We start from the raw sequence: 22365 nt of genomic DNA, 5'->3' as shown, positions 1-22365 counted from the left end.
TTTTATCGGGTTAATTGGAAAAATTTACCAAGATGGGACCCATGACGACCACGAGCGAAACTGAACGCTATCCGCGGATAGCTCTCATATCGACGCATGGCTATGTCGCCGCGCACCCGCCACTGGGTGCTGCCGATACCGGGGGACAGGTGGTTTATGTGCTTGAGCTTGCACGCAAACTCGGCCAGCTCGGTTATACTGTCGATCTTTACACCCGCCGCTTCGAAGACCAGCCGGAATTCGACGAGGTTGACGAGCGCGTCCGCGTGGTGCGCATTCCCTGCGGCGGGCGCGATTTCATTCCCAAGGAATATCTGCACCGGCACCTGATGGAATGGTGCGAAAACGCGTTGCGTTTCATCAAGAAGAACGACCTGAATTATTCCTTCATCAACAGCCATTACTGGGATGCCGGCGTGGCCGGGCAGCGGCTGTCCGAAGCACTGAAAATCCCGCATCTGCATACGCCGCATTCGCTGGGCCTCTGGAAAAAGCGCCAGATGGAAACCGACTATCCGGAAAAGACCGATACGTTCGAGCTGGAGTTCAATTTCAAGGAACGGATCCAGCACGAGCTCATCATCTACCGCAGCTGCGATATGGTGATTGCCACGACGCCGGTGCAGCTCGATGTACTGATCGAGGATTACGGCCTCAAGCGCAAGCACATTCACATGATACCGCCCGGTTATGACGACAATCGGTTCTTCCCGGTATCGGATGCAACACGGCAGATGATCCGGCAGCGTTTCGGCTTCGAGGGCAAGGTGGTGCTGGCGCTCGGACGCCTTGCCACCAACAAGGGTTACGACCTGCTGATCGACGGCTTCTCGGTTCTTGCCGAGCGCGAACCGGACGCCCGCCTGCACCTGGCCGTCGGCGGCGAAAACATGGACGAGCAGGAAACCACCATTCTCAATCAGCTGAAGCAGCGGGTAAAGGCGCTCGGGCTGGAGGACAAGGTGGCGTTCTCCGGTTATGTCGCGGATGAGGACCTGCCGGACATCTATCGCGCCGCCGATCTTTTCGTACTCTCCAGCCGCTACGAGCCCTTCGGCATGACCGCGATCGAGGCGATGGCGAGCGGCACGCCCACCGTCGTCACCATTCATGGCGGGTTGTTCCGGGCTGTCAGTTATGGACGCCATGCGCTGTTTGCCGATCCTTTCGACAAGGAAGACCTCGGCATCACCATGATGAAGCCGTTCAAGCACGAGCGGCTTTACGGGCGGCTTTCCCGGATGGGGGCGCACAAGGCGCGCAGCCTGTTCACCTGGACGGGTATTGCCCAGCAGCTTCTCGCCCTTGTGGAAGGCAGGACGATGATGCCGGTTCTGGAAGAAGCCGACTGGGCCGAACCGTGGAATGACGGCGATTGAAACCGCTTCGTCTTTTTTCCACCGACCTCGACGGAACCGTCGTCGGCGACTATGACGCCACGCGCCGGTTCCGCGATTTCTGGCACTCCCTGCCGGACGAGCAGCGTCCGGTTCTCGTCTTCAACAGCGGCAGGCTGGTCGACGACCAGCTTGCGCTGTTGGAAGACGCGCCGTTGCCGCGACCCGATTACATCATCGGCGGCGTCGGCACGATGCTGCATGCGAAAGGACGCAGCGGGCTGGAAACCGCCTACAGGCGTTCCCTCGGCAGCGGTTTCGATCCGCTGAGAATCGCCGATGTGATGAGCGGCCGACCGGGTGTGACGATGCAGGAAGAGCGCTATCAGCACGGCCTCAAATCCAGCTGGTTCCTGCATGATGCGGATGAAGAGGCGCTTGCCGATATCGAAAGCTCCCTTCTGGCTGCCGATATCGATGCCCGCATCGTCTATTCCAGCGGCCGGGATCTCGACATATTGCCGAAGGCCGCCGACAAGGGCGCGGCGCTCGCATGGTTATGTGGACAATTGCGCATCGGCCTCGACGAATCAGCGGTCGCGGGCGATACTGGCAACGATCGGGCGATGTTCGAATTGAATGATATTCGCGGCGTGATCGTGGGCAATGCGTTGCCGGAGCTTGTCGCATTGGCGGGTCTGGACAATCGCTTTTTCCAGGCACGTGCGACGGAAGCCGACGGCGTTATCGAAGGCCTCCGGCATTGGGGACTGCATCCCGACGGACGCAATACCGGCAATTATTCATAGTGGCTTTGCGCTCCAGGACGTGAAAGCAGACAGGGACGGTATTTCCGCCAGCGGTTGCTTGACCGGGGAACCCACCCGGCCAAGGCGACAACCCGCAAAAATATCGCATTATCCGTGCCCACAGGCTTCATCAAGGTGAAGACAGCAGTGGGTTATGGATGATGAGGGATTGGCGGAATTTACGGGATATCTATATTAGCAATTATCATTAACGGGCAAAGAAGGACCTATCCGGATTGAAGATTTTGAATCGATTGGCGACAGACGTTGGCTTGATGTTGCGCAGACCGCCGCGACAGCAATATGCGGCGCTGTGCTATCGATTGTCCAAAAAAAAACCGGAACCGGAAGTGCTTCTGCTGACCAGCAGGGATACGGGTCGATGGGTCATTCCCAAGGGCTGGCCGATGGCCAACAAGAAGGCCCATGCGGTGGCCGAACAGGAAGCCTATGAAGAAGCCGGCGTCAAAGGCACGGTCGAGAAGGCTCCCTTCGGCTTCTATGAATATGAGAAGAAACTGAATAGCGGCATCAACGTCCCGTGCAGGGTGCAGGTGCATCTGCTCGAGGTTGCGGAAATGCAGGACAGCTTTCCGGAAAAGGACTCCAGGCGGCTGGAATGGGTCAGTCCTCAGGAAGCGACCCGACGGGTCAACGAGCCGGAATTGAAAGCCCTCATGCTGGCTTTCGACAAGCGGATGGCGCATTCGAAATAGCGCATCGGCCCGAAGCGTGGCAATGTGCGGTTTATTTCTCCAACATGGCTCTTCCCGTCTTTCCTTTGAGGAAGACATGCGAGATGTAACAGTCTTTCTGTAAATTGCCTTTAACCTGCGACACTGCCGGACGAAAGGGAATGCTGGCAAACGAGGTGTGAATGGCAATGAAGACGCCATCGAACATGAAGCCGACGCTCGACAAGGATCTCGACAAGATCAGCCGTGTCGAGGAGGCGACGCTGCATGTCACGCAGCAGCTTGCCGGTCTTGGCGCGGGGTTCATGTTCGTTGTCCTGGCGGCGATATTCGCCGGCGTCTTCGTTACCGGAACCGCGGGCTCGGTCATCATCATCGCGGCAGTCGCCATCGGCGCCTATATGGCGATCAATATCGGCGCGAACGACGTGACGAACAATGTCGGCCCGGCGGTGGGCGCCAAGGCCATGCCGATTGCCGCCGCGCTCATCGTCGCTGCCATCTGCGAGATTGCCGGCGCGCTGATCACCGGCGGCAATGTGGTCGAGACCATTTCCAGCGGCATCATCAATATCCAGACCATTCCCGACAGAACCGCATTTTCCTGGGCGATGCTTTCGGCGCTTCTTGCCGCCGGCCTTCTCGTCAACATCTCGACCTGGACGAAAGCACCGATCTCCACCACCCACACGGTGGTCGGCGGTGTCGCCGGCGCGGGAATGGCGGCCTATGGGGCGAAGGCGGTCGACTGGGTGTCGCTCGGCAGCATCGCCTTCGCCTGGATGCTGGCGCCCTTCATCAGTGCCGCGATCGCCATCGCCATCCTTGCTTTCATCAAGGAATTCATCATCTACCGCGAGGACAAGATCGGTTCCGCCCGGTTATGGGTGCCGGTTCTGATCGGCCTGATGGCGGGGGTCTTCACCGCCTATCTCATCTGGGTCGGACTGCGGCAACTCATGCACGTGTCCCTTGGTCATGCCAGCATCATCGGCCTCGTCACCGGGCTTGTGGCGTGGCGGCTCTGCGTGCCGATCATCCGCAAACAATCGGAAGGGCTGGAGAACCGCAACCAGTCGCTTCGAATACTGTTCCAATGGCCACTCGTGCTCGCCGCCGGACTGATGTCCTTCGCCCATGGGGCAAATGACGTTTCCAACGCGATCGGCCCGGTGGTGGCCATCGTGCGGGCCTTGCACGATGAAGCGGTGCAGACATCCGTCCGCGCGCCGCTATGGGTGATGCTGGTCGGCGCCTTCGGGCTTTCCTGCGGTATTCTGCTTTATGGCCCGCGCCTCATCCGCCTCGTCGGCGAACAGATCACCAAGCTCAATCCGATGCGCGCCTTCTGCGTTTCCGTGGCCACGGCGCTGACCGTCCTCGTGGCCTCGCGCTTCGGTCTGCCGGTCAGCACCACCCATACGGCGATCGGCGCGGTGTTCGGCGTCGGTTTCTTCCGCGAATGGTACACCCAGGCCTCGCGGCGGCGACAGGACCTCGTCAATGCCGGCGCCGGCCAGACCCGACGGGCCGACAGATATGCCGACAATCCCTCCGAGATACGCCGCCGCTATCTTGTCCGGCGCTCCCATTTCATGACGATCATCGCCGCCTGGCTGGTCACCGTTCCGTCCAGCGCGACGCTTGCGGCGCTGCTCTACTGGCTGATGTCCTTCCTCTTTCTCTGACGCGGAACCGAAAGTCCCATGCGCGCAAATTTCCGGATGCAACGCCTGTTCACCGAAGCCGCCCTTGCCGAAGGCGTGGCGCAGGAGGCAACGGGCGAACAGTTCAACTATCTCGCCAATGTGCTGCGCATGGCCGATGGCGCCGAGATCCTGCTGTTCAACGGCCGGGATGGCGAATGGAAAGCGAAACTCTCGTTTCCGAGCCGCAAGAAGATCGTCCTCGTCCCCCTCGAAAAGACACGGCCGCAGCCGGATGCCCCGGATCTGCATTATCTCTTTGCGCCGCTGAAGGTCGGACGGATGGATTATCTGGTGCAGAAGGCGGTGGAGATGGGCGCAGGCCTGCTGCAACCGGTGATGACGCAGCACGTCCAGGGCAAGATCCACAACACCGAAAAGCTGCGCGCCAACGCCATCGAGGCGGCCGAGCAATGCGGCATACTGTCCCTGCCCGCGGTGGGCGAGCCGGTGAAACTGAAGGAGCTGCTCGAGACCTGGCCCGCTGACCGCCGCATCATCTATTGCGACGAGGGCGATGCGGGACAAAATCCCCTGCCGATCCTGCAAGCCGTCACGGAGCGCAAACTCGCCCTGCTGGTCGGCCCGGAGGGCGGGTTTTCCGAGGAAGAAAGGGAACTTCTGCGCAGCCTCGCCTTCGTCACCCCCATCCCGCTCGGGCCGCGCATCCTGAGGGCCGACACGGCCGCCGTCGCCGCATTGGCCGTCATCCAGGCGGCCATCGGCGACTGGAACTGAGCGGTAGCCTTGCACTTCATGCATCTTTAAAAGAAATTCATTTGCCTCCGGGGGCGATCCGGCCCTATCTGCCAATCATATGCCTCGCCGCAACAGAGACGTCATAACAAGGTAAGCCATGGCACGCGACACGACCGACCAGACCCCCCTCTCCTCCGTTACGGAGCTTACAGATTATCTGGCGGGCGGTTGCAAGGCTGAGGCGGATTTCCGCATCGGCACCGAACACGAAAAATTCGCCTTCTTCCGCGCGGATAACAGCCCGGTTCCCTATCATGGCGATGCCAGCATTTCCGCGCTTTTGAAGGGCATGCAGGAAAAGCTCGGCTGGGAACCGATCATCGACGGTGAAAACATCATCGGCCTTGGCGAACAGCATGGCATGGGCGCCATCTCCATCGAGCCCGGCGGCCAGTTCGAGCTTTCCGGCGCGCCGCTGGAAAACCTGCACCAGACCTGCAAGGAGTCCAACCAGCATCTGGCGACGCTGCGCGAAGTGGCCGAACCTCTGGGCATCCGTTTCCTCGGCATCGGAGGCAGCCCGCTGTGGCGCTATGACGAAACGCCGCGCATGCCGAAATCGCGCTACGCGATCATGACGCGCTACATGCCGAAGGTCGGGACCAAGGGTCTCGACATGATGTATCGCACCTGCACGATCCAGGTGAACCTCGATTTCTCCTCCGAAGCGGATATGCGCCGCAAGATGCGTGTCTCCATGAAGCTGCAATCGCTGGCGACGGCGCTCTTTGCCTCTTCGCCCTTCACCGAAGGCAAGCCGAACGGCCTGCTTTCCTGGCGTGGCGATATCTGGCGCGATACGGACAACCGCCGCTCGGGCGTGCTGCCTTTTACCTTCGAGGCCGATTTCGGTTTCAAGGATTATGTGGAATGGGCGCTCGACGTGCCGATGTATTTCATCGTGCGCGACGGCAAATATCACGATTGCACCCATGTCACCTTCCGGCAATTCATGAACGGGGCGCTGAAGGGCGAAATCGCCGACTGGCAGCCGACCATGGGCGACTGGACGAACCATCTTTCCACGCTGTTCCCGGATGTGCGCCTGAAGCGTTTCCTGGAAATGCGCGGCGCCGATGGCGGCCCGTGGCGGCGCATCTGCGCCCTGCCGGCTTTCTGGGTCGGACTTCTTTATGATGAAGAGGCGCTTGCCGCGGCCGATGAACTGACCGCCGGCTGGAGCTTCGACGAGGTCATCGCGCTTCGCAACGCCGTACCCGCCAGGGGTCTTGCGACCGAGATCGCCGGCAAGCCGCTTCTCGGCATCGCCCGCGAGGTACTCGACATTTCCCGCACCGGCCTGAAAAACCGCAAGCGTCTCAACGGCGAAGGCCAGGATGAGACCGTGTTCCTGTCATCGCTTGACGAGGTGCTGGCCAAGAAGACCACGCTCGCCGAAGATTTGCTGGCGCTTTATAACGGCCGCTGGGGCGGCTCGGTGCTGCCGGTATTCGAGGAATATCAATATTAGGGCACTGCCTGGAGAACGGCGCCGCCGTGTGGAAACCGGCAAAGCGGCGCATAAAAAAGCCCGGAGCGGCCGAAGGGCCTGACACCGGGCAAAGGCAGGGCTATTGGCAAATCACCCTGCGGGGAAAACTTTTCGCTCGGCTGCAATTCTGGCAGCTGGAGGCCTGCCGGAATTGCCGCGCATGAACTAGAGGGTCTTGAACCGGCCGGCCCCGCGCCTGCGGGCGGCGCGGGTCAAATGGGCGGTGGGATCCTCAAGCAGTCCGGTATTGAGCGCATCGCTCACGTCGGATCGCGCCAGCCCGATATCGGCCAGAAGGCGGTCATCCAGTTCCGTGAGGCCATTGGCGACGAAGCGATTGTAAATGCGCTGCACAAACGTTTTGACGCCGGAAGCAACACCGACGGTGATGCGACCCATCGTGTCGCTCTGCCGGGCCGTAGCAAGTTCCAGTTCCATTCTCCGTTCTGCCGTGCGCATGACACTTATCCTTTCGTAACGGCACGATGCGGCACCGCCCCCGGCGCACCATGCGCGGGAAGCTGCCTAGGGTTAGGGGCCTGACATTTCACCGGCCCGGGGTTGATATTGATTTGCTGGGTGTCAAAATGTCGCAAGACTATTGATCAGTCCAACGAATGTTTCTAATGTGAGGCATCAATCATTCTGATGGATGTTTATCCATGTCCGCACCTCTCGACATAGACCAGCTGCATACCTTCATCGCCATCGTCGATACCGGTAGCTTCACCAAGGCCGCCGACCGCGTTTTCAAGACGCAATCCGCCGTATCCATGCAGATGCGGCGGCTGGAAGAGCGCATCGGCAAGCAGCTTTTCGCCAAGGACGGGCGTGGCAACCGCCTGACGGCGGAGGGCGAAAAACTGATGAATTACGCCCGCCGCATCATCCGCCTCAACAACGAGGCGATTGCCGCCTTCGACGACAACCGGCTGGAGGGCATGCTGCGCATCGGCACGCCGGACGATTATGCCGACCGCTACATGCCGGAAATCATCGGGCGTTTTGCCAAGACCCATCCGAATGTCGAGCTTTATATCGTCTGCGAACCTTCGGTGAGCCTCGCCGAAAAAATGGCGCGCGGCGAACTCGATATTGCCCTCGTCACCCATAATCCGCGCGCCCGCTCCTCGGATGTGGTGCGCACCGAGCCGCTCTGCTGGGTCGCCTCCGCCAACCATCCGCTGAAGGACGACGCCCCCGTGCCGCTCGCCGTCGGCCGGCGTGACTGCCACTGGCGCCAGCTTGCCTGTTCGGCGCTCGATGCCGATGGCCGGGATTATCAGGTCCTTTTCACCAGCTGGTCTTCCACCGTGGTCGCCGCGGCGGTTCTGGCAGGCATGGCCGTCTCGGTACTGCCGGAATCGGCGCTGCGCACCGGCATGAAGGTCTTGACCGCGGCGGACGGTTTCCCGCCCCTGCCGCCGGTGCAGATCGGCCTGATGAAGCGGCCGGGGCTTTCCCCCTCGCTGGTAAACGCCATTACCGACCACATTACCGCCTGCCTCGACAATATCTCGCCGATGAGCATCGCCGACGAGATGGACGGCGATGTGAAGACCTACCCCAAAATGCCGCGCCTGCGCGCCGGGCACATGCTGCCGGGATGGTAGGCGGAGGATAACGACGCCCTGAAACGTCCCGTCCGGCATGATCGGGACAGGCTCGCGCATGACATCGTCCCTGCGGAAGGATTTTCCACCGACCGGACAGCGGGTAAAATCGGGCTTTTCCGGGCGCGTTTGCCGGTTCGCGCCTACCGCGCCCGCAGGGTTGCCACCGCCAGCAGCGTATCGCCGCTGATGCCGACCGAACCGCTGCCGTTGAACAGCATCATGATCGGATCGGTCGTGTTCTGGGCGTTGTCATACATGATGGTGAATCGGGCGACCAGCTTCTTGACCTTTTCCGGATCCTGAAAATCCTCGATGTCGAAATATTTCTTCATCATCGTCACCTGCGTATCGACTTCGGCATTGGCAAGTTCGTCGGGAATTCCGAACGTGGTGTTGATGAAGTTCTGAAGCGCCGTGTCGGCAAGGATGGAATAATAGGACGTCGTTCCGGCCGCCATACGCTGGAAATAAAGCGCCAGACGCACGCCGGCATTGTCTTCGCCCGCCTGGGTTTCCAGCGTCTGGGTAAGGTAATTGTCCAGCGTTTCGTAAAGGCCGCGCCGCGTCTGGACGAGGCTGCGATCCTCATGGAGAAGATTGCCGTCGGTATTGAAGTTGAAGGCCGTGACCAGGCGGCGAAATACCGGATCCATCTCCTTGTTGAGATAGCTTTCCTTGTCATCCAGCTTGGATGTGAAGATTTTCTCCAGCTGTTCCTTCGTCACGCTTTTCGGATCGATGCCGAGCGATTCCATCGCAAATTTCGTCAGGCGATCATTGCTCAGGAATTCCTTGAGCGTCTTGATCTTCTGCATCTCGGCCGTGAAATATTCCGACTCCTTCTTGGCCGCCGCCTTTTCCGCATCCGTACCGAACGCCGATTTTTTCTTGATGTAGTCGGCCGACATGGTCTGCATCTCGATTTCCGACTGCGCCAGAACCGGGGAGCTCACCGTCCCGTCCGATGCGAAGTTGAAAAGCTCCGCCAGCTTGACGTAACGCTCGTCCTTCAGCGTGTAGACGTAGCTTTTCTTGTCCTGCAGGTCGCTGGTCAGCACCTTGCGGATATCGGCGGCGTTGACCTTGGCCGGATCGAGGCCGACGGCCTTCAGGGCATAATTATAGACCGCGCTGCTGTCGAGGAAATCCTTGACGGAGGTGACGCTGGCTATGTCGCTCTTGAACAGCTTCAGCGCCTTTTCGTCGGCAGCGTCGTCCTTGTCGTTATAATGGGTCATGTAGCCGCTGGTGGTGGTCGCGGTCTGCTCCGTCGTCTGGGGCGTCGTGCCGTCGGCAAGCGTTCCGTCCTCCTGGAAATTGAATGCCTTTCTCAGGGCGATGTATCGCTCGTCATTCTTGCCCATGGTGGCGATATAATTGGTCGGATCGTCCAGATCGCTGGTGAGGATGTTCTGGATCGTCGCCGTCACGATGGTCAGGTCGTTCAGGTCGAAAGCGATCTTGACGTAGCTGAGAAGCCGCGAATCCGAGGTGAGTTCGGTCACGGTCTTGATCGAACCGATCTTCGATTCGAAATAATCGCGGTTCAGCGTGGCGACGGTGGGCGTCACGCGCGGTGCGCTGCTGATATAGGCATCCGTTATGACCTTCAGATTGTCCGCCGTCTGTGCCCCGCCGGCGGCTACCGTGCCGTCATTGTTGAATTCGAAAGCGGCGGCAAGCTGCGCCATCTTGTTATATTGCGTGACGGTGTTGGACAGCGTGGTCTGTTCCGCCTTGATGGAGGCAAGCTGCGCCTCCCATTCGTCCTGCGGCGGCAACACGGCCTCAAGCTGGGTCAGCTGATCCTGGCGGGTAACTTTTTCCGCCTCCAGCTCCGTGCGCTCGTCATCCGTCAGGCTGGTATCCGCAAGCGCCGTATCGATTGCCGTGATCCGGGCCGTGACCTGCGCGTGCAGCTCGATATTGCCCTTCATCGCCAGTTTCTCGACCGCCTCATTATAGGCCGCGCCGTATTTCTGATTGATGTAGCTGTCCGGATCGTCGATGTCGCTCGTCATCAATCCCTTGATATGCGCATAGGAATAGGTTTTCTCGTCAACACCGAAGACCTGGAAGATATAGGCGCGGGTCCTATCATTGCGCAGCAGCTGGTCGACATTGGTCACGGTGCCGACGATCGCCTTGTAATAACGCGTCTCCTCCGCCAGACTGTCGTCCAGATCGGTTATCGAGGTATCGTAAAGGCCGATCATCTTGTCCAGCTGGGCTTCCGTCTGGACGGTCTTCGTCGAGGAGGTGAAGTTGAAGGCGGCGGCGAATTCCCGATACCGCTCGTCGGTCAGCTTGTTGGCGAAGCTGTTCTGGTCGTTCAGATCGCTTTCCAGCACTTTTTTCATGAAGGCCTTGGCATAGGTCATCTCGCCAAGACCGTAGGCATCCATGGCATAGGAGTAGAGCTGATAATTATTCAGGAACTCATCGACGCTTTTCACATTGCCGATGTTCTCCTTGTAATATTTCGTCTGCCGCTCCACGAGCCCCTGCTGCGACACGCGCGAAATGCTTGCCTTCATATCGCGGTTGATGAGGTCGTAGCTGAGATAAGTCGATACCATCCGAATGCCCTCTGAAGCGCCGGCGATCCTTTCGGACATCGAGCTCCGTTTTTGAATTCACGCAGCGCGCCTCCGATTGGACGCGCGGCAAGCCTTGGCAGGACTATGCGGCCGACGCCTTGCCCGGAGCTTGAAAGAGCACAATTTCGGCCGGCATAAAAACCGCATTGTCTCAATTCGCTTTACCGAAGCGAAACCATGCCACAGTGGGTTTTGCTAACCATTTGGGAATGCAAAGTTTTCTTAACCGCGATTTTTAAGCAGTCTCGAACATGCGGCGGATATTCTCCTGACATCAGAGGACGAAAAGTCCCGATGAGAAGACCGGAAACCGGCTCTCAGGTAAAACAAGGGTAGAATAAACATGACCAAGACCGTTCTGAAGCCCGACTGGGCCGTCGCCACACTCAGGTTAGACCCGGCCCGTTTTCCGCAACAGGTCACCTATGGCAGAGGCAATGGCGCGACAGATGTCGCGGTGACGCTCGATGAACGGGGCGCCGTTCTGAGAAAGGTCCTTTCCTCTTCCGGCCTGCCTTTGTCCTTCGCCCTGCCCGCCCGCGCCTTCAAGGGCGTCGCCGCCCGCGCCATCGACCATGGCGACGGACAGGTGACGGTGACGCTGGAGCTGCACCATGACGATCCGGACCTCTGCGTTCCGCTGCTTGTCGCCCATGATCTGTGCGATATCGCCGCCGACTGGCGCAGCTGGTCGGAAGCCTACCGCATCCCCATGCTGATGGTGGAAGCCGACGGCGTCGCACGGCCGCTCGAAGAACATCTTGGCAAGGTGCGCACACAGAATACCCGTCCGCGCCGCCGCCACTCCTATTTTGCGGATCGCCGCCCGCGCTTCCTCGTTCGCCGTTCCACCGGCTCGCTGGGCATGAGCATGAAGATCGAGGGCAAGGAAATCATCGCCCGCAGCTGATGATTTTCAGCCAGACCAATCAAAAGCCCGGCGCGGATGACGCGGCCGGGCTTTTTGCATCTTCGTTTCCGGCTTCAGGCCAGCAGAAGCGGCAGGATGAGACCTGCGAAAATCAGCACGCCGACACGGTTGTTGGATTTGAACAACACGAGGCATTGGTCGACGTCGTCAATATCCAGCACCCAGACCTGGCGGAACAGCATGATGGCGGCGGCGGCAAGGCCGCTATAGGCAATCAGGTTAACACCTGCCACCCAGAAGGACAGGGTGATCATGACAAGGGCTGTGCCATAAAGAAAAACCAGCCAGCGATGTGTATTCTCGCCGAACAGCAGCGCGGTCGAACCGATGCCCACCGCCGTGTCGTCTTCCTTGTCCTGATGGGCGTAGATTGTATCATAACCGATCGTCCAGGCGATGGAGCCGACATAAAGCAGGACAGCGGGCCAGGCGAGGGAACCGAACTGCCCGGCCCAGCCCATCAGCGCGCCCCAGGAGAAGGCAAGGCCAAGGAAAAATTGCGGCCAGTTGGTGAAGCGCTTGGCGAAAGGATAGATCGCCACGAAGACCAGCGAGGCAATGCCGGTGACAATCGCAAAACCGTTGAACTGCAGAAGCACGACAAGCCCGGCAAGCGCCTGCAGCACGATGAAGAGCCTGGCCTGCCCGCGGCTCACCCGGCCCGACGGCAGCGGACGAGAGCGGGTGCGCGCCACCGCCATGTCGATCTTGTGGTCGGCGAGATCATTATAGGTACAGCCCGCACCGCGCATCGCCACCGATCCGATGAAGAACAGCACCAGATGCCAGATCAGCATGCCCCAGGAAAAACCACCGCTTTCCACCGCGGCATTGGCCGCAAGGGCCGCGGACCAGAAACACGGCCACATCAGCAATTGCCAACCGATGGGGCGATCCCACCTTGCCAGCTGCGCATAGGGCCAGAGGGACCTCGGCAAAATCCGATAGACCCAGTTGTTGGATGGCGCGTCGGAAACGCGGTCTGACAAATCGCTGTGGTGAACCATGCAGATGGTTCTACAGTATCGGCGGGAAAATCGGAATGGTTTTCAAATTGTGCTGATGCGCCGCGTTAAGCGGCATTTAGCATGCAACCGGCGAAGCGCACCCAATCTCTCCTCCGTCATCCTCGAGCCTGACCCGAGGATGACGTCGAATATGGAGCAGCAGTTGAATATGGATCAGCATAAAATAAAGGCCCGCAACGGTCTGCCGCGGGCCATCAACTTCAGAGATTGGGTTCCTGGTCTCAGGGGAGCGAAAAGTTGAACTTGTAGCTTGCCTGAACGCCGATGATGAACTGGTTCTTCGAGCCGCGCTCGCGCACCAGCGAGCTGTCGGCGGCGTCGCCCGTCAGGCGGCGATATTCCGCAAACGAACCGACTTCGGCGTTTTCGGTAACCTTCCAGGTAATGGCGGCGCCGACACCGGCGGAATGCAGGCCGCCGCCCGCGCTGTAGGGCGAAGGCGCGCCGGCGGCTGTCTGCGCCGCGCTTACGCCGTAATAGCGCTCGTTATATTTGCTGCTGACCCATGTGGCGCGCGGGCCGGCGGAAATCTGGATGCCCGGGGCAATATCCGTGAACACGTCCGCGTTGACATCCGCCACCACGCCGCTGTGGCTGCGGATACCCTGGCGGACTTCGCCACGAATGCGCAGCCAGTCGGTCGGATAGGCTTCGGCGAAACCGCCGAGCTCGCCGCCGCGCTTGATGCGGGTCATGCCTTTGAGATCGGCAGAATCGCCCTCGTCACGCGGGGAAATCAGCCGGCCGGCCAGACCCATGCTGATCGGGCCGTTGTCGAGAAGCGAGATCGAGGCGCTGTCGTTGCGCGAGGTGAAACGCGCACCCTGCCCCTGGCGGCCGAGTGAAATGATGGGCGAAAAGCCGAATTCATTCTTGTTGTCGCCCTGATATTTCGGCGCGGTGAAACCCGCTCCGCCGAGCTTCAGATACCAGTCGCCAGAAAACCAGCCTTCGGCATGGGCGTTGCCCACGGCAAAAAACGACAGGACACAGGCGGCAAATGCCGCTGATGGCTTGAACATGAAAGAACCCCAGAAACGCAATACAGACAGGTGCCCGTAGAATTAGAGGGATTGTCTTTCCATTCCATTAACCAGCGCGAGATGAAATTCGCCTCCTGTGGATGGTGGCGACAAGGCCTCAAAACCTCACCTCCGTCATGCCCGGGCTTGTCCCGAGCATCTGCGACCGAAGGACTTTACGCAACATGGATAGATCCTCGGGACAAGCCCGAGGATGACGCCGAGATTGCGGAGACGTTTGTCAACACTCTCCGCAATTCGGTCACCCGTCACCCACGCCGTCGTCAGAACGTTACCTTCTCCAGCGGCGCGCGCGTCTTTTCGAATTCCAGCAGCTTCGCCTCGTTGCGCGCGATATAATCGCGGTCATGCGGCACAGCATCGCGATCCTTGGCGATCTGAATCTGGAAAATATGAAAGTTTTCGTGCGTGAAGGCCATTTCCGACCCCGCCAGATAAAACTCCCACATGCGGAAGAAACGCTCGTCGTAAAGCGCTATCGCTTCTGCCTTGCGCGCCACGAAACGTTCGCGCCAATGCCGCAGCGTATGCGCGTAATGCATGGGCAGGATTTCGATATCCTTGACCAGCAGCCGCGATTTCTCGATGGCTGGCAGCACTTCGGCAAGCGAAGGGATATAACCGCCCGGGAAAATATATTTTTCGATGAAGGGATTGGTCGCCAGCGCCGGATAGGGCTGGCCGATCGAATGCAGCACCATGACGCCCTTGTCGTCCAGTACCTCCGCCACCTTGTCGAAATAGTCGCGATAATGGGTCGGCCCGACATGTTCGAACATGCCGACGGACACGATGCGATCGTATTTTTTCGAGGCCGACAGGTAACGGTAGTCCTGCAATTCGAAGCGGACATTGCCGGCAAGCCCGCGTTTTGCGGCCCGGTCGCGGGAAACGCGCAGCTGTTCTTCGCTGAGAGTAATACCCGTCACATCCGCGCCGGCGCTTTCGGCGATATACATCGCCATGCCGCCCCAGCCCGAGCCGATTTCCAACACACTCTGGCCCGGTCCGGCCATCAGCTTGGCGGCAATGTGCCGTTTTTTCGCGACCTGTGCTTCATAAAGGCTGATGCCGGGCGGGTTGAAATAGGCGCAGGAATATTGCCAGTCCTCATCGAGGAAGAGATCGAACAGCTTGGCGCTCAGATCATAATGATGAGCGACGTTGCTCTTGTTGTGGTTGACCGGCAGATGCATCTTGATGCGGGCGGCAATGATACGCGCCATGCCGCGCCAGACCATTCCGAAAGACAGCGCCTCGCTCAGCGTATTGCCTTTCACCAGTGCGAGAAAATCGTAGATGTCGCCTTCCGCGACCTGCGCCCGGCCTTCCATATACATTTCAGCCAGCTTCAGCGCCGGGTCGGCGGCGATCTCCTGCATGGCGGCTTCGTCGGTGAAGTTCAGAACCACCTTTTTTCCCGTGCCGTTGCCGAATGTGCGGCTGCCGCCCGGGCTGTTGACGGTGAGATCACCGATCTTGATTATCTTTTCGAGAAGAACATGCAGAGACGACGCCATGGCACCCCCAATTGCTAAGTCTCACTTATCAATTTCGCCGACCGTATTCCTTTCGGCACAAGTTTCAAGATAGTCTTATTTCAAAAAAATTGAACGATTTCATCAAGCAAAAAGCCCCGCCGGAGTATGCGGCGGGGCTTTTTGATGAAAAATCATTTCAACCGCAGGTCAGCGACGCTTCATCGCTTCGGCCAGGGCAGCGGCAAGAGCGCCGCCGGATTGCGACCCTTCGTTGCGGTCTTTCGGTTTGGATGTTGCGTGGCGCATGGCGCCCGCATTGCCCTTTTCACGCATCGGCTGCGGTGCAGCCTCGCCGCCATCCTTGCGCATGGTAAGACCGATGCGCTTGCGTTTCACATCCACTTCCACGACCCGCACCTTGACGACATCGCCCGCCTTGACGACCTCATGCGGGTCCTTCACGAAACGGTCTGCAAGCTGCGAGACATGCACCAGCCCGTCCTGATGCACGCCGATATCCACAAAAGCGCCGAAGGCGGCAACATTGGTGACGGTGCCTTCGAGCAGCATGCCCGGCTTCAGATCGGTGATCTCGTCCACGCCCTCGGCAAAGGTCGCGGTCTTGAAGCTCGGGCGCGGGTCGCGGCCGGGCTTTTCCAGTTCGGCGATGATGTCCCTGACGGTCGGCAGACCGAATTGCTCGTCGATGAACCGCTTCGGATCAAGCGCCTTCAGCACGGCGCTGTCTCCCATCAGCGAGCGCAGGTCGCGGCCGCAGGCGGCGACGATCTTCTTCGCCACGCCATAGGCTTCCGGGTGCACCGAAGAGGCGTCCAGCGGTTCCTTGCCGTTCGGGATGCGCAGGAAGCCGGCGCATTGTTCGAAGGTGCGCTGGCCAAGGCGCGGCACCTTCAGCAGTTCCTTGCGGCTGGCAAAAGGGCCGGTCTGGTCGCGATGAGCGACGATGGCGTCGGCAATCGAGCTGCCGAGACCGGAGACACGCGCCAGAAGCGGCGACGAGGCCGTGTTGAGATCGACGCCGACGGCATTCACCGCGTCTTCCACGACAGCATCGAGCGAGCGGCTGAGGCGGCCCTGATCGACGTCATGCTGATACTGCCCGACGCCGATGGATTTCGGCTCGATCTTCACCAGTTCCGCCAGCGGATCCTGAAGGCGGCGGGCGATGGAAACGGCGCCACGCAGCGAAACATCGAGATTGGGGAACTCGGCTGCCGCCCGCTCCGAAGCGGAATAGACCGACGCGCCCGCCTCCGAGACGATGACCTTGGTGGGTTTTGCGCCGGAGGCCGGAAGCTGCGCCAGAAGATCGGCGACGAGCTTTTCCGTCTCGCGGCTGCCGGTGCCGTTGCCGATGGCGATCAGCTCGACATTGTGCTTGCGGATGAGCAAGGCGAGTTCCGCCTGCGTGCCGCGCACATCGTTCTTCGGCGGGAAGGGGTAGACCGTCGTGGTGTCCAGCAGCTTGCCGGTGCCATCCACCACGGCCACCTTGACGCCGGTGCGGATGCCGGGATCGAGCCCCATGGTGGCGCGGGAACCGGCGGGGGCCGCCAGCAGCAGATCCTTCAGATTGCGGGCAAAGACATTGATCGCCTCCTCTTCGGCCCGTTCGCGCAATTCGCGCATCAGATCGAGGGAAAGCGACATGGAAAGCTTCACCCGCCAGGTCCAGCCCGCCACCTCCATCAGCCATTGATCGGCGGGACCGGCATTGCGGATATCGAAAGCGGCGGCGATGGTACGCTGCGCGGGCTTGACCGGCGAGGGATCATCCGCATCGACATCGATGGTCAATGTCAGCACCTCCTCGTTCCAGCCGCGCAACATGGCCAGCGCCCGGTGGCCGGGCACCGTCGCCCAGCGCTCGAAATGGTCGAAATAGTCGGAGAACTTCTCGCCCGTCGCCTGCTTGCCGTCCACGACCTTGGCGCGGAAGGTGGCGTTCTGGCGCATGTAGTCGCGCAGGCGGCCGAGAAGATCGGCGTTTTCCGTCATGGTCTCGGCCACGATGTCGCGGGCGCCCTCGAGTGCCGCCTTCACATCGGCGACCTCGCCCTGAACATAGGTTTCCGCCAGCTTCGCCGGATCGGCGGCGCGGTTCTCCCAGATGGCGTCGGCGAGCGGGCCAAGACCACGCTCACGGGCGATTTCGGCGCGGGTGCGGCGCTTCGGCTTATAGGGCAGGTAGAGGTCTTCCAGCTCGGCCTTGGTGCCCGCCCGCATGATCTTGACCATCAATTCGTCGGTCATCTTGCCCTGGCCGGTGATGGAATCGACGATGGAGGCGCGACGCGCATTCAGTTCGCGCAGATAGACGAGACGTTCCGAAAGCGTGCGCAGCTGCGTATCATCCAGCCCTCCGGTCACTTCCTTGCGGTAACGGGCGATGAAGGGAACGGTCGCGCCCTCGTCCAGCAACGCCACCGCGGCCTTCACCTGATCGGGGCGGGCGTTGATTTCGGAGGCTATGAGCGAGGCGAGGTGGGCATTGTCTGCGGTCATGGGGGTCTCTGCTGTCACGTCTGGAGCGGCGAACATAATGTCTGATTGTGGCGTGACAACAAGAGGCATCCACGATTCCACAGGAAAGGCGGCGATCAAGGGAAAGACGGGCCTGTGCGGCGCTTTCTCCTTGACCTTTCGCCCCCCTGCCCTTAACGCCCGTGCCACAAGGTTACTGGCGAATTTGCAGGGGTGTTGACCATGAAAGTTCTGTTGATCGGTTCCGGCGGACGCGAACATGCGCTGGCGTGGAAAATCGCCCAGTCTCCCCTGCTGACGGATTTTTACGCGGCCCCCGGCAATCCCGGCATTGCCGATCACGCGACGCTCGTGCCGCTGAACGTGGAAGACCACGCGGCCGTCATCGCCTTTGCGAAGGAAAAGGCAATCGACTTCGTCGTCGTCGGCCCGGAAGCGCCGCTTGTTGCCGGCCTTGCGGATGACCTGCGCGCCGCCGGCATCGCCACTTTCGGCCCCTCGAAAGCCGCCGCCCAGCTGGAAGGCTCCAAGGGCTTCACCAAGGATCTCTGCGCGCGTTACGATATTCCAACCGGCGCCTACCAGCGCTTCAAGGCCGCCGAGCCGGCCAAGGATTATGTTCGTGCACAGGGCGCGCCGATCGTCATCAAGGCGGACGGTCTTGCCGCCGGTAAGGGCGTGACCGTGGCGATGACGGAAGCGGAAGCACTGGCCGCCATCGGCGAGTGTTTCGACGGCGCTTTCGGCGCAGCCGGCGCCGAAGTGGTGGTGGAGGCCTTCCTCGATGGCGAGGAAGCGAGCTTCTTCTGCCTTTCGGACGGCAAGACCGCGCTGGCGCTCGCCACCGCCCAGGATCACAAACGCGTCGGCGACGGCGATACCGGCCCGAATACCGGCGGCATGGGCGCTTATTCCCCCGCCCCCGTGATGACGCCCGCCATGGTGGAGCGCACCATGAAGGAGATCATCGAGCCGACGATTGCAGGCATGGCCAAGGACGGCAATCCCTTCTCCGGCGTGTTTTTCGCCGGCCTGATGATGACCGCCAAAGGCCCGGAACTGATTGAATATAACGTGCGCTTCGGTGATCCCGAATGCCAGGTTTTGATGATGCGCCTCAAGAGCGATCTGCTGCCGATCCTCTACGCCACCGCTACCGGCACGCTGGACAAGGTGCAGGCGGAATGGCGCGACGAGGCCGCGCTGACTGTCGTTCTTGCCTCCAAGGGTTATCCCGGCGCTTATGACAAGAATACGCCGATCGCCCATATTCCCGATGCCAGCGAGGAAGCGAAGGTCTTTCATGCCGGAACCGCGCTGAAGGACGGCAAACTCGTCGCAACCGGCGGCCGCGTGCTGAACGCCACCGCATTTGGAAAGACCGTGACGGAGGCGCAGGCGCGCGCCTATGCGCTGGCCGACCGGGTGGAATGGGAAAACGGCTTCTGCCGCCGCGATATCGGCTGGCAGGCCGTCGCCCGCGAAAAGGCCTGATTTTCAGGGCAAATGGCGGTGCGAACGAATATTTCGTTCAATTTTTACCAAGTTTGCTGACCCGATGGAAACGAAAGACCGGTAATATTTGCCCCAATAGTGAATGGCGCGCCGTGCCTGAGCCACGGAATTTGCCGTTATTTCGGGGGTTTTTCGATGCGTCGTCTTTTTCTGACAGCCATTGTGGCGCTGAGCGGCGGCTCGGCAATGGCCTCGTCCATCGAATATATCAATGGCGTGCATGCCGGCAACGGCAGCTTCATTCGTCGTGAATGCATCGGCTGCAAGCCCGCGAAAAACAAAATGGCGGCGCAGGGCTATGCCATTCCATCCATCGAGCCGGGCACGCAACACACCGAAATGCGCGAGGTCGATGGAAAGCGCACCCTCATCCGCACCGAGGCCTGGCTTGGCGGCGCACCCGTCACCTTCGTCAGCACCAATCCCGCCTGGATGCCGGGAGACGCAACCGGCACTGCCATTGCGACCTATGACGCAACCACAGAACCCGCAGCGCATCCCGTTGACGCGGTGTCGACGCCTGCCGGCATCGACGTGACGACAACGACCGCCGGCGTCAAGACAATCTCCGCCGACAAGGCAGTAAAGGCAGCGGCCGCCGCCACGATTGCCGCCCCCGCCTTCCCCGATTTCGAGTTGCGCGGCAACTGAAGGGCGGCCGACAGATTTTCACGGAAAATGTGAAATCAACGCGCCATCGCTGCATTTTTCAGAGATTGCAGCAACCATTCGGGGAAGAATGAAGTCGTTCTCCGTTATTCTGCCCGGCGGACCGATAAAGCTTTCGCTAATTAAATATTTCTTCAAATTTTTGGCTGCTAAGTGATTTCATAGTGCAATGCAGCACGCTCTGAGGACTGATACGGCTGACCGTCGTTCAGGGCCTCACCGCGCATCAGGCGCCCTTTCCATTTCCGAAACTTCGGCAGCGTACGGCTCAGGCCGCAACGCGAAACGCTTGTGAGCGCCCATGAAAAACCTCTCCATCTCCCGGCAGCTGATCGTACTCGTGGTGGCCCTCATGGCCGCCTTTTCCGTGGCGACGTTTTACCAGCTGAAATCCGCTACCGACGCCATCTATGGAGAACGCTACGGCATGCTGCGCACGCAGGTGCAATCGGCCATTTCCATTCTGCAATCCTTCCACGACAAGGAAAAGGCGGGAACGCTGTCGCGCGAGGAGGCCATGAAACAGGCCTATGCCACCGTCAGCGCCATGCGGTTCACGCCGGACGGCTATCTGTTCGGTTACGACTATGACGTGACGATGAAGTTCCATCCCGACCCCAAGCGGGTTGGCGAAAGCTTCAAGGGCAAACCTGACAGCAAGGGTTTCGCCTATCGCGACGAACTGGTGCGGCTTGGCCGCAATGGCGGCGGCCAGACGGATTTTTATGGTCCGAAGCCGGGCATGGAAGGCAATGACTACGCCAAGAGCTCCTACGCCCTTGCCTTCGAACCCTGGCAGGTGGTCGTCGTGACCGGCGTCTATATCGACGATCTGAACGCACAGGTGCGCGGCGAGGTGATGAAGGCGCTGTCGATCGGCGCGATCATCTTCGTGCTGGCGCTGGCCGCCGCCTTTTATGTCATCCGCGGCATTTCGAAACCGCTCGGCGATATTCACCGCGCACTTGGCGAAGTGGCGAATGAGAACGTCTCGCTCGCCATTCCTCATACCGGTCTCACCAACGAAGTGGGCATGATGGCTAAGGCCACGGCCTCGCTGCAGGACAAGGTGCGCGAGCGCCACGCCATGCAGCGCCGTGAGGAAGAACAGCAGCGGCAGCTCAATGCCGAGCGCCAGAACAATCTCGACATGCAACGCGACGAGGCGGAATTGCAGGCGCGGGTCGTCACCACCATCGGCGAAGCGCTGGAAAAGCTGGCCGGCGGCGATCTGACCGTGCGCTGCGGCGATCTCGGCAACCGTTATGCGGCGCTGCGCGACAATTTCAACGAGGCATTGACCCATCTCGACGCCGCCATGGCCAAGGTGAATTCCAAGAGCATCGACATTGGCGGTTCCAAGGAGGAAATCCGCAAGGCCTCCAACGAGCTTTCGCAGCGCACCGAACGGCAGGCCGCCAATCTGGAGGAAACCTCGGCAGCGCTCGACGAACTGACCGTTGCCGTGCGCCAGACGGCGGAAGGGGCAGCCGATGCCGCCAAGCGCGTCACCACCGTCAGCTCCGAAGCCATGCGCAGCGACCGGGTGGTGGAAGAAGCCATCACGGCGATGAGCGGCATCGAACAATCTTCCGACCAGATTTCCAACATCATCGGCGTGATCGACGACATCGCCTTCCAGACCAATCTTCTCGCGCTGAATGCCGGCGTGGAAGCGGCACGCGCCGGTGAGGCCGGCAAGGGTTTTGCCGTGGTGGCGCAGGAAGTGCGCGAACTGGCGCAGAAATCCGCCGCCGCCGCCAAGGAGATCAAGGACCAGATCGCCCGCTCCTCCGCCCAGGTGGAAAACGGCGTGCGCCTTGTCGGCGAGGCCGGCGATGCGCTGAAGCGCATTTCGGACCAGATCAAATCCGCAAACGAGATCGTCAGCAAGATCGCCCATTCGGCCGCCGAGCAGGATACGACGCTGCGCTCGATCTCCTCGTCGCTCAACCAGCTTGACGTCGCCACCCAGCATAATGCGGCGATGGCGGAAGAAACCACGGCTTCGGCGGAAGCGCTCGCCGTCGACACCGAAGAGCTGCTGAACCTCATCCGCGGCTTCCGCGTCTCTTCCGGTCACCAGCTTCACGGCATGGCGCAAGAGATGCGCATGGCGGGGTGACCAAGAACAGTCTCATACACTCAAGACAAGAATGCCGGGCACAGACCCGGCATT

At 60.3% G+C, this 22365-nt stretch carries 17 protein-coding genes; 11 read left to right on the top strand and 6 right to left on the bottom strand.

Features of this window, described 5'->3' with window-relative positions:
* Nucleotides 1-32: 32 nt before the first annotated feature.
* The 6 genes from ACI2KA_RS07205 to ACI2KA_RS07180 all read left to right on the top strand — a co-directional run bounded on the left by ACI2KA_RS07205 (nt 33) and on the right by ACI2KA_RS07180 (nt 6777).
* The gene (locus tag ACI2KA_RS07205; RefSeq protein ID WP_404500595.1) at nt 33-1379 is read left to right on the top strand and encodes a glycosyltransferase family 4 protein; all 1347 of its coding nucleotides are present in this window, start codon (nt 33-35) and stop codon (nt 1377-1379) included.
* On the top strand, nt 1376-2146 hold the full coding sequence (locus ACI2KA_RS07200; protein ID WP_404500593.1) for an HAD family hydrolase: 771 nt from the start codon (nt 1376-1378) through the stop codon (nt 2144-2146). Before ACI2KA_RS07205 ends, ACI2KA_RS07200 begins: the two co-directional genes overlap by 4 nt.
* Before the next feature lie 275 nt (nt 2147-2421).
* Nucleotides 2422-2862: an NUDIX hydrolase gene (locus ACI2KA_RS07195; protein ID WP_404500591.1), complete on the top strand. Its 441-nt coding sequence runs from the start codon at nt 2422-2424 to the stop codon at nt 2860-2862.
* A gap of 161 nt (nt 2863-3023) precedes the next feature.
* A complete protein-coding gene (locus ACI2KA_RS07190; RefSeq protein ID WP_404500589.1) occupies nt 3024-4529 on the top strand; it encodes an inorganic phosphate transporter in 1506 nt (501 codons plus the stop codon).
* A gap of 18 nt (nt 4530-4547) precedes the next feature.
* On the top strand, nt 4548-5285 hold the full coding sequence (locus ACI2KA_RS07185; RefSeq protein ID WP_404500587.1) for a 16S rRNA (uracil(1498)-N(3))-methyltransferase: 738 nt from the start codon (nt 4548-4550) through the stop codon (nt 5283-5285).
* A 118-nt stretch (nt 5286-5403) separates the two neighbouring features.
* Complete coding sequence (locus ACI2KA_RS07180; protein ID WP_404500585.1) at nt 5404-6777, top strand: glutamate--cysteine ligase; 1374 nt, start codon at nt 5404-5406, stop codon at nt 6775-6777.
* Nucleotides 6778-6963: 186 nt separating this feature from the next.
* Here ACI2KA_RS07180 and ACI2KA_RS07175 read toward each other — a convergent pair whose 3' ends face one another.
* Complete coding sequence (locus ACI2KA_RS07175) at nt 6964-7257, bottom strand: DUF1127 domain-containing protein (protein ID WP_404500583.1); 294 nt, start codon at nt 7255-7257, stop codon at nt 6964-6966.
* Nucleotides 7258-7460: 203 nt separating this feature from the next.
* Between ACI2KA_RS07175 and ACI2KA_RS07170 the strand changes: the two genes are divergently transcribed.
* Nucleotides 7461-8411: a LysR substrate-binding domain-containing protein gene (locus ACI2KA_RS07170; RefSeq protein WP_404500581.1), complete on the top strand. Its 951-nt coding sequence runs from the start codon at nt 7461-7463 to the stop codon at nt 8409-8411.
* Nucleotides 8412-8554: 143 nt separating this feature from the next.
* Here the strand turns inward: ACI2KA_RS07170 and ACI2KA_RS07165 are convergent, their stop codons facing one another.
* Nucleotides 8555-10993, bottom strand: a complete 2439-nt coding sequence (locus tag ACI2KA_RS07165; RefSeq protein WP_404500579.1) for a DUF1217 domain-containing protein — start codon at nt 10991-10993, stop codon at nt 8555-8557.
* Nucleotides 10994-11357: 364 nt separating this feature from the next.
* Between ACI2KA_RS07165 and ACI2KA_RS07160 the strand changes: the two genes are divergently transcribed.
* Nucleotides 11358-11924, top strand: a complete 567-nt coding sequence (locus ACI2KA_RS07160; RefSeq protein ID WP_035218780.1) for a DUF6101 family protein — start codon at nt 11358-11360, stop codon at nt 11922-11924.
* Between the two features lie 74 nt (nt 11925-11998).
* Here the strand turns inward: ACI2KA_RS07160 and ubiA are convergent, their stop codons facing one another.
* The 4 genes from ubiA to ACI2KA_RS07140 all read right to left on the bottom strand — a co-directional run bounded on the left by ubiA (nt 11999) and on the right by ACI2KA_RS07140 (nt 18023).
* The gene (gene ubiA, locus ACI2KA_RS07155; protein ID WP_404500577.1) at nt 11999-12952 is read right to left on the bottom strand and encodes a 4-hydroxybenzoate octaprenyltransferase; all 954 of its coding nucleotides are present in this window, start codon (nt 12950-12952) and stop codon (nt 11999-12001) included.
* Nucleotides 12953-13194: 242 nt separating this feature from the next.
* On the bottom strand, nt 13195-13995 hold the full coding sequence (locus ACI2KA_RS07150; RefSeq protein WP_404500575.1) for a MipA/OmpV family protein: 801 nt from the start codon (nt 13993-13995) through the stop codon (nt 13195-13197).
* A 284-nt stretch (nt 13996-14279) separates the two neighbouring features.
* On the bottom strand, nt 14280-15536 hold the full coding sequence (locus tag ACI2KA_RS07145; RefSeq protein WP_404500573.1) for a class I SAM-dependent methyltransferase: 1257 nt from the start codon (nt 15534-15536) through the stop codon (nt 14280-14282).
* A gap of 168 nt (nt 15537-15704) precedes the next feature.
* The gene (locus tag ACI2KA_RS07140; protein WP_404500571.1) at nt 15705-18023 is read right to left on the bottom strand and encodes a Tex family protein; all 2319 of its coding nucleotides are present in this window, start codon (nt 18021-18023) and stop codon (nt 15705-15707) included.
* Nucleotides 18024-18224: 201 nt separating this feature from the next.
* On the opposite strand from ACI2KA_RS07140, the gene purD reads away from it, so the two are divergent.
* The 3 genes from purD to ACI2KA_RS07125 all read left to right on the top strand — a co-directional run bounded on the left by purD (nt 18225) and on the right by ACI2KA_RS07125 (nt 22311).
* Nucleotides 18225-19496: a phosphoribosylamine--glycine ligase gene (gene purD / locus ACI2KA_RS07135; protein ID WP_404500569.1), complete on the top strand. Its 1272-nt coding sequence runs from the start codon at nt 18225-18227 to the stop codon at nt 19494-19496.
* A 156-nt stretch (nt 19497-19652) separates the two neighbouring features.
* Nucleotides 19653-20168: a plant virulence effector HPE1-like domain-containing protein gene (locus ACI2KA_RS07130; protein WP_404500568.1), complete on the top strand. Its 516-nt coding sequence runs from the start codon at nt 19653-19655 to the stop codon at nt 20166-20168.
* A 319-nt stretch (nt 20169-20487) separates the two neighbouring features.
* Nucleotides 20488-22311 carry a methyl-accepting chemotaxis protein gene (locus ACI2KA_RS07125; RefSeq protein ID WP_404500566.1) on the top strand — a complete coding sequence of 608 codons (1824 nt, stop codon included), beginning with the start codon at nt 20488-20490 and terminating at the stop codon, nt 22309-22311.
* The last annotated feature ends 54 nt before the right edge of the window (nt 22312-22365 follow it).

This window comes from Agrobacterium sp. NPDC089420 (genome assembly GCF_044900305.1).
In the GTDB taxonomy this organism is placed as follows: Bacteria; Pseudomonadota; Alphaproteobacteria; order Rhizobiales; family Rhizobiaceae; genus Agrobacterium.
This window is presented reverse-complemented; position numbering and strand designations above follow the sequence as displayed.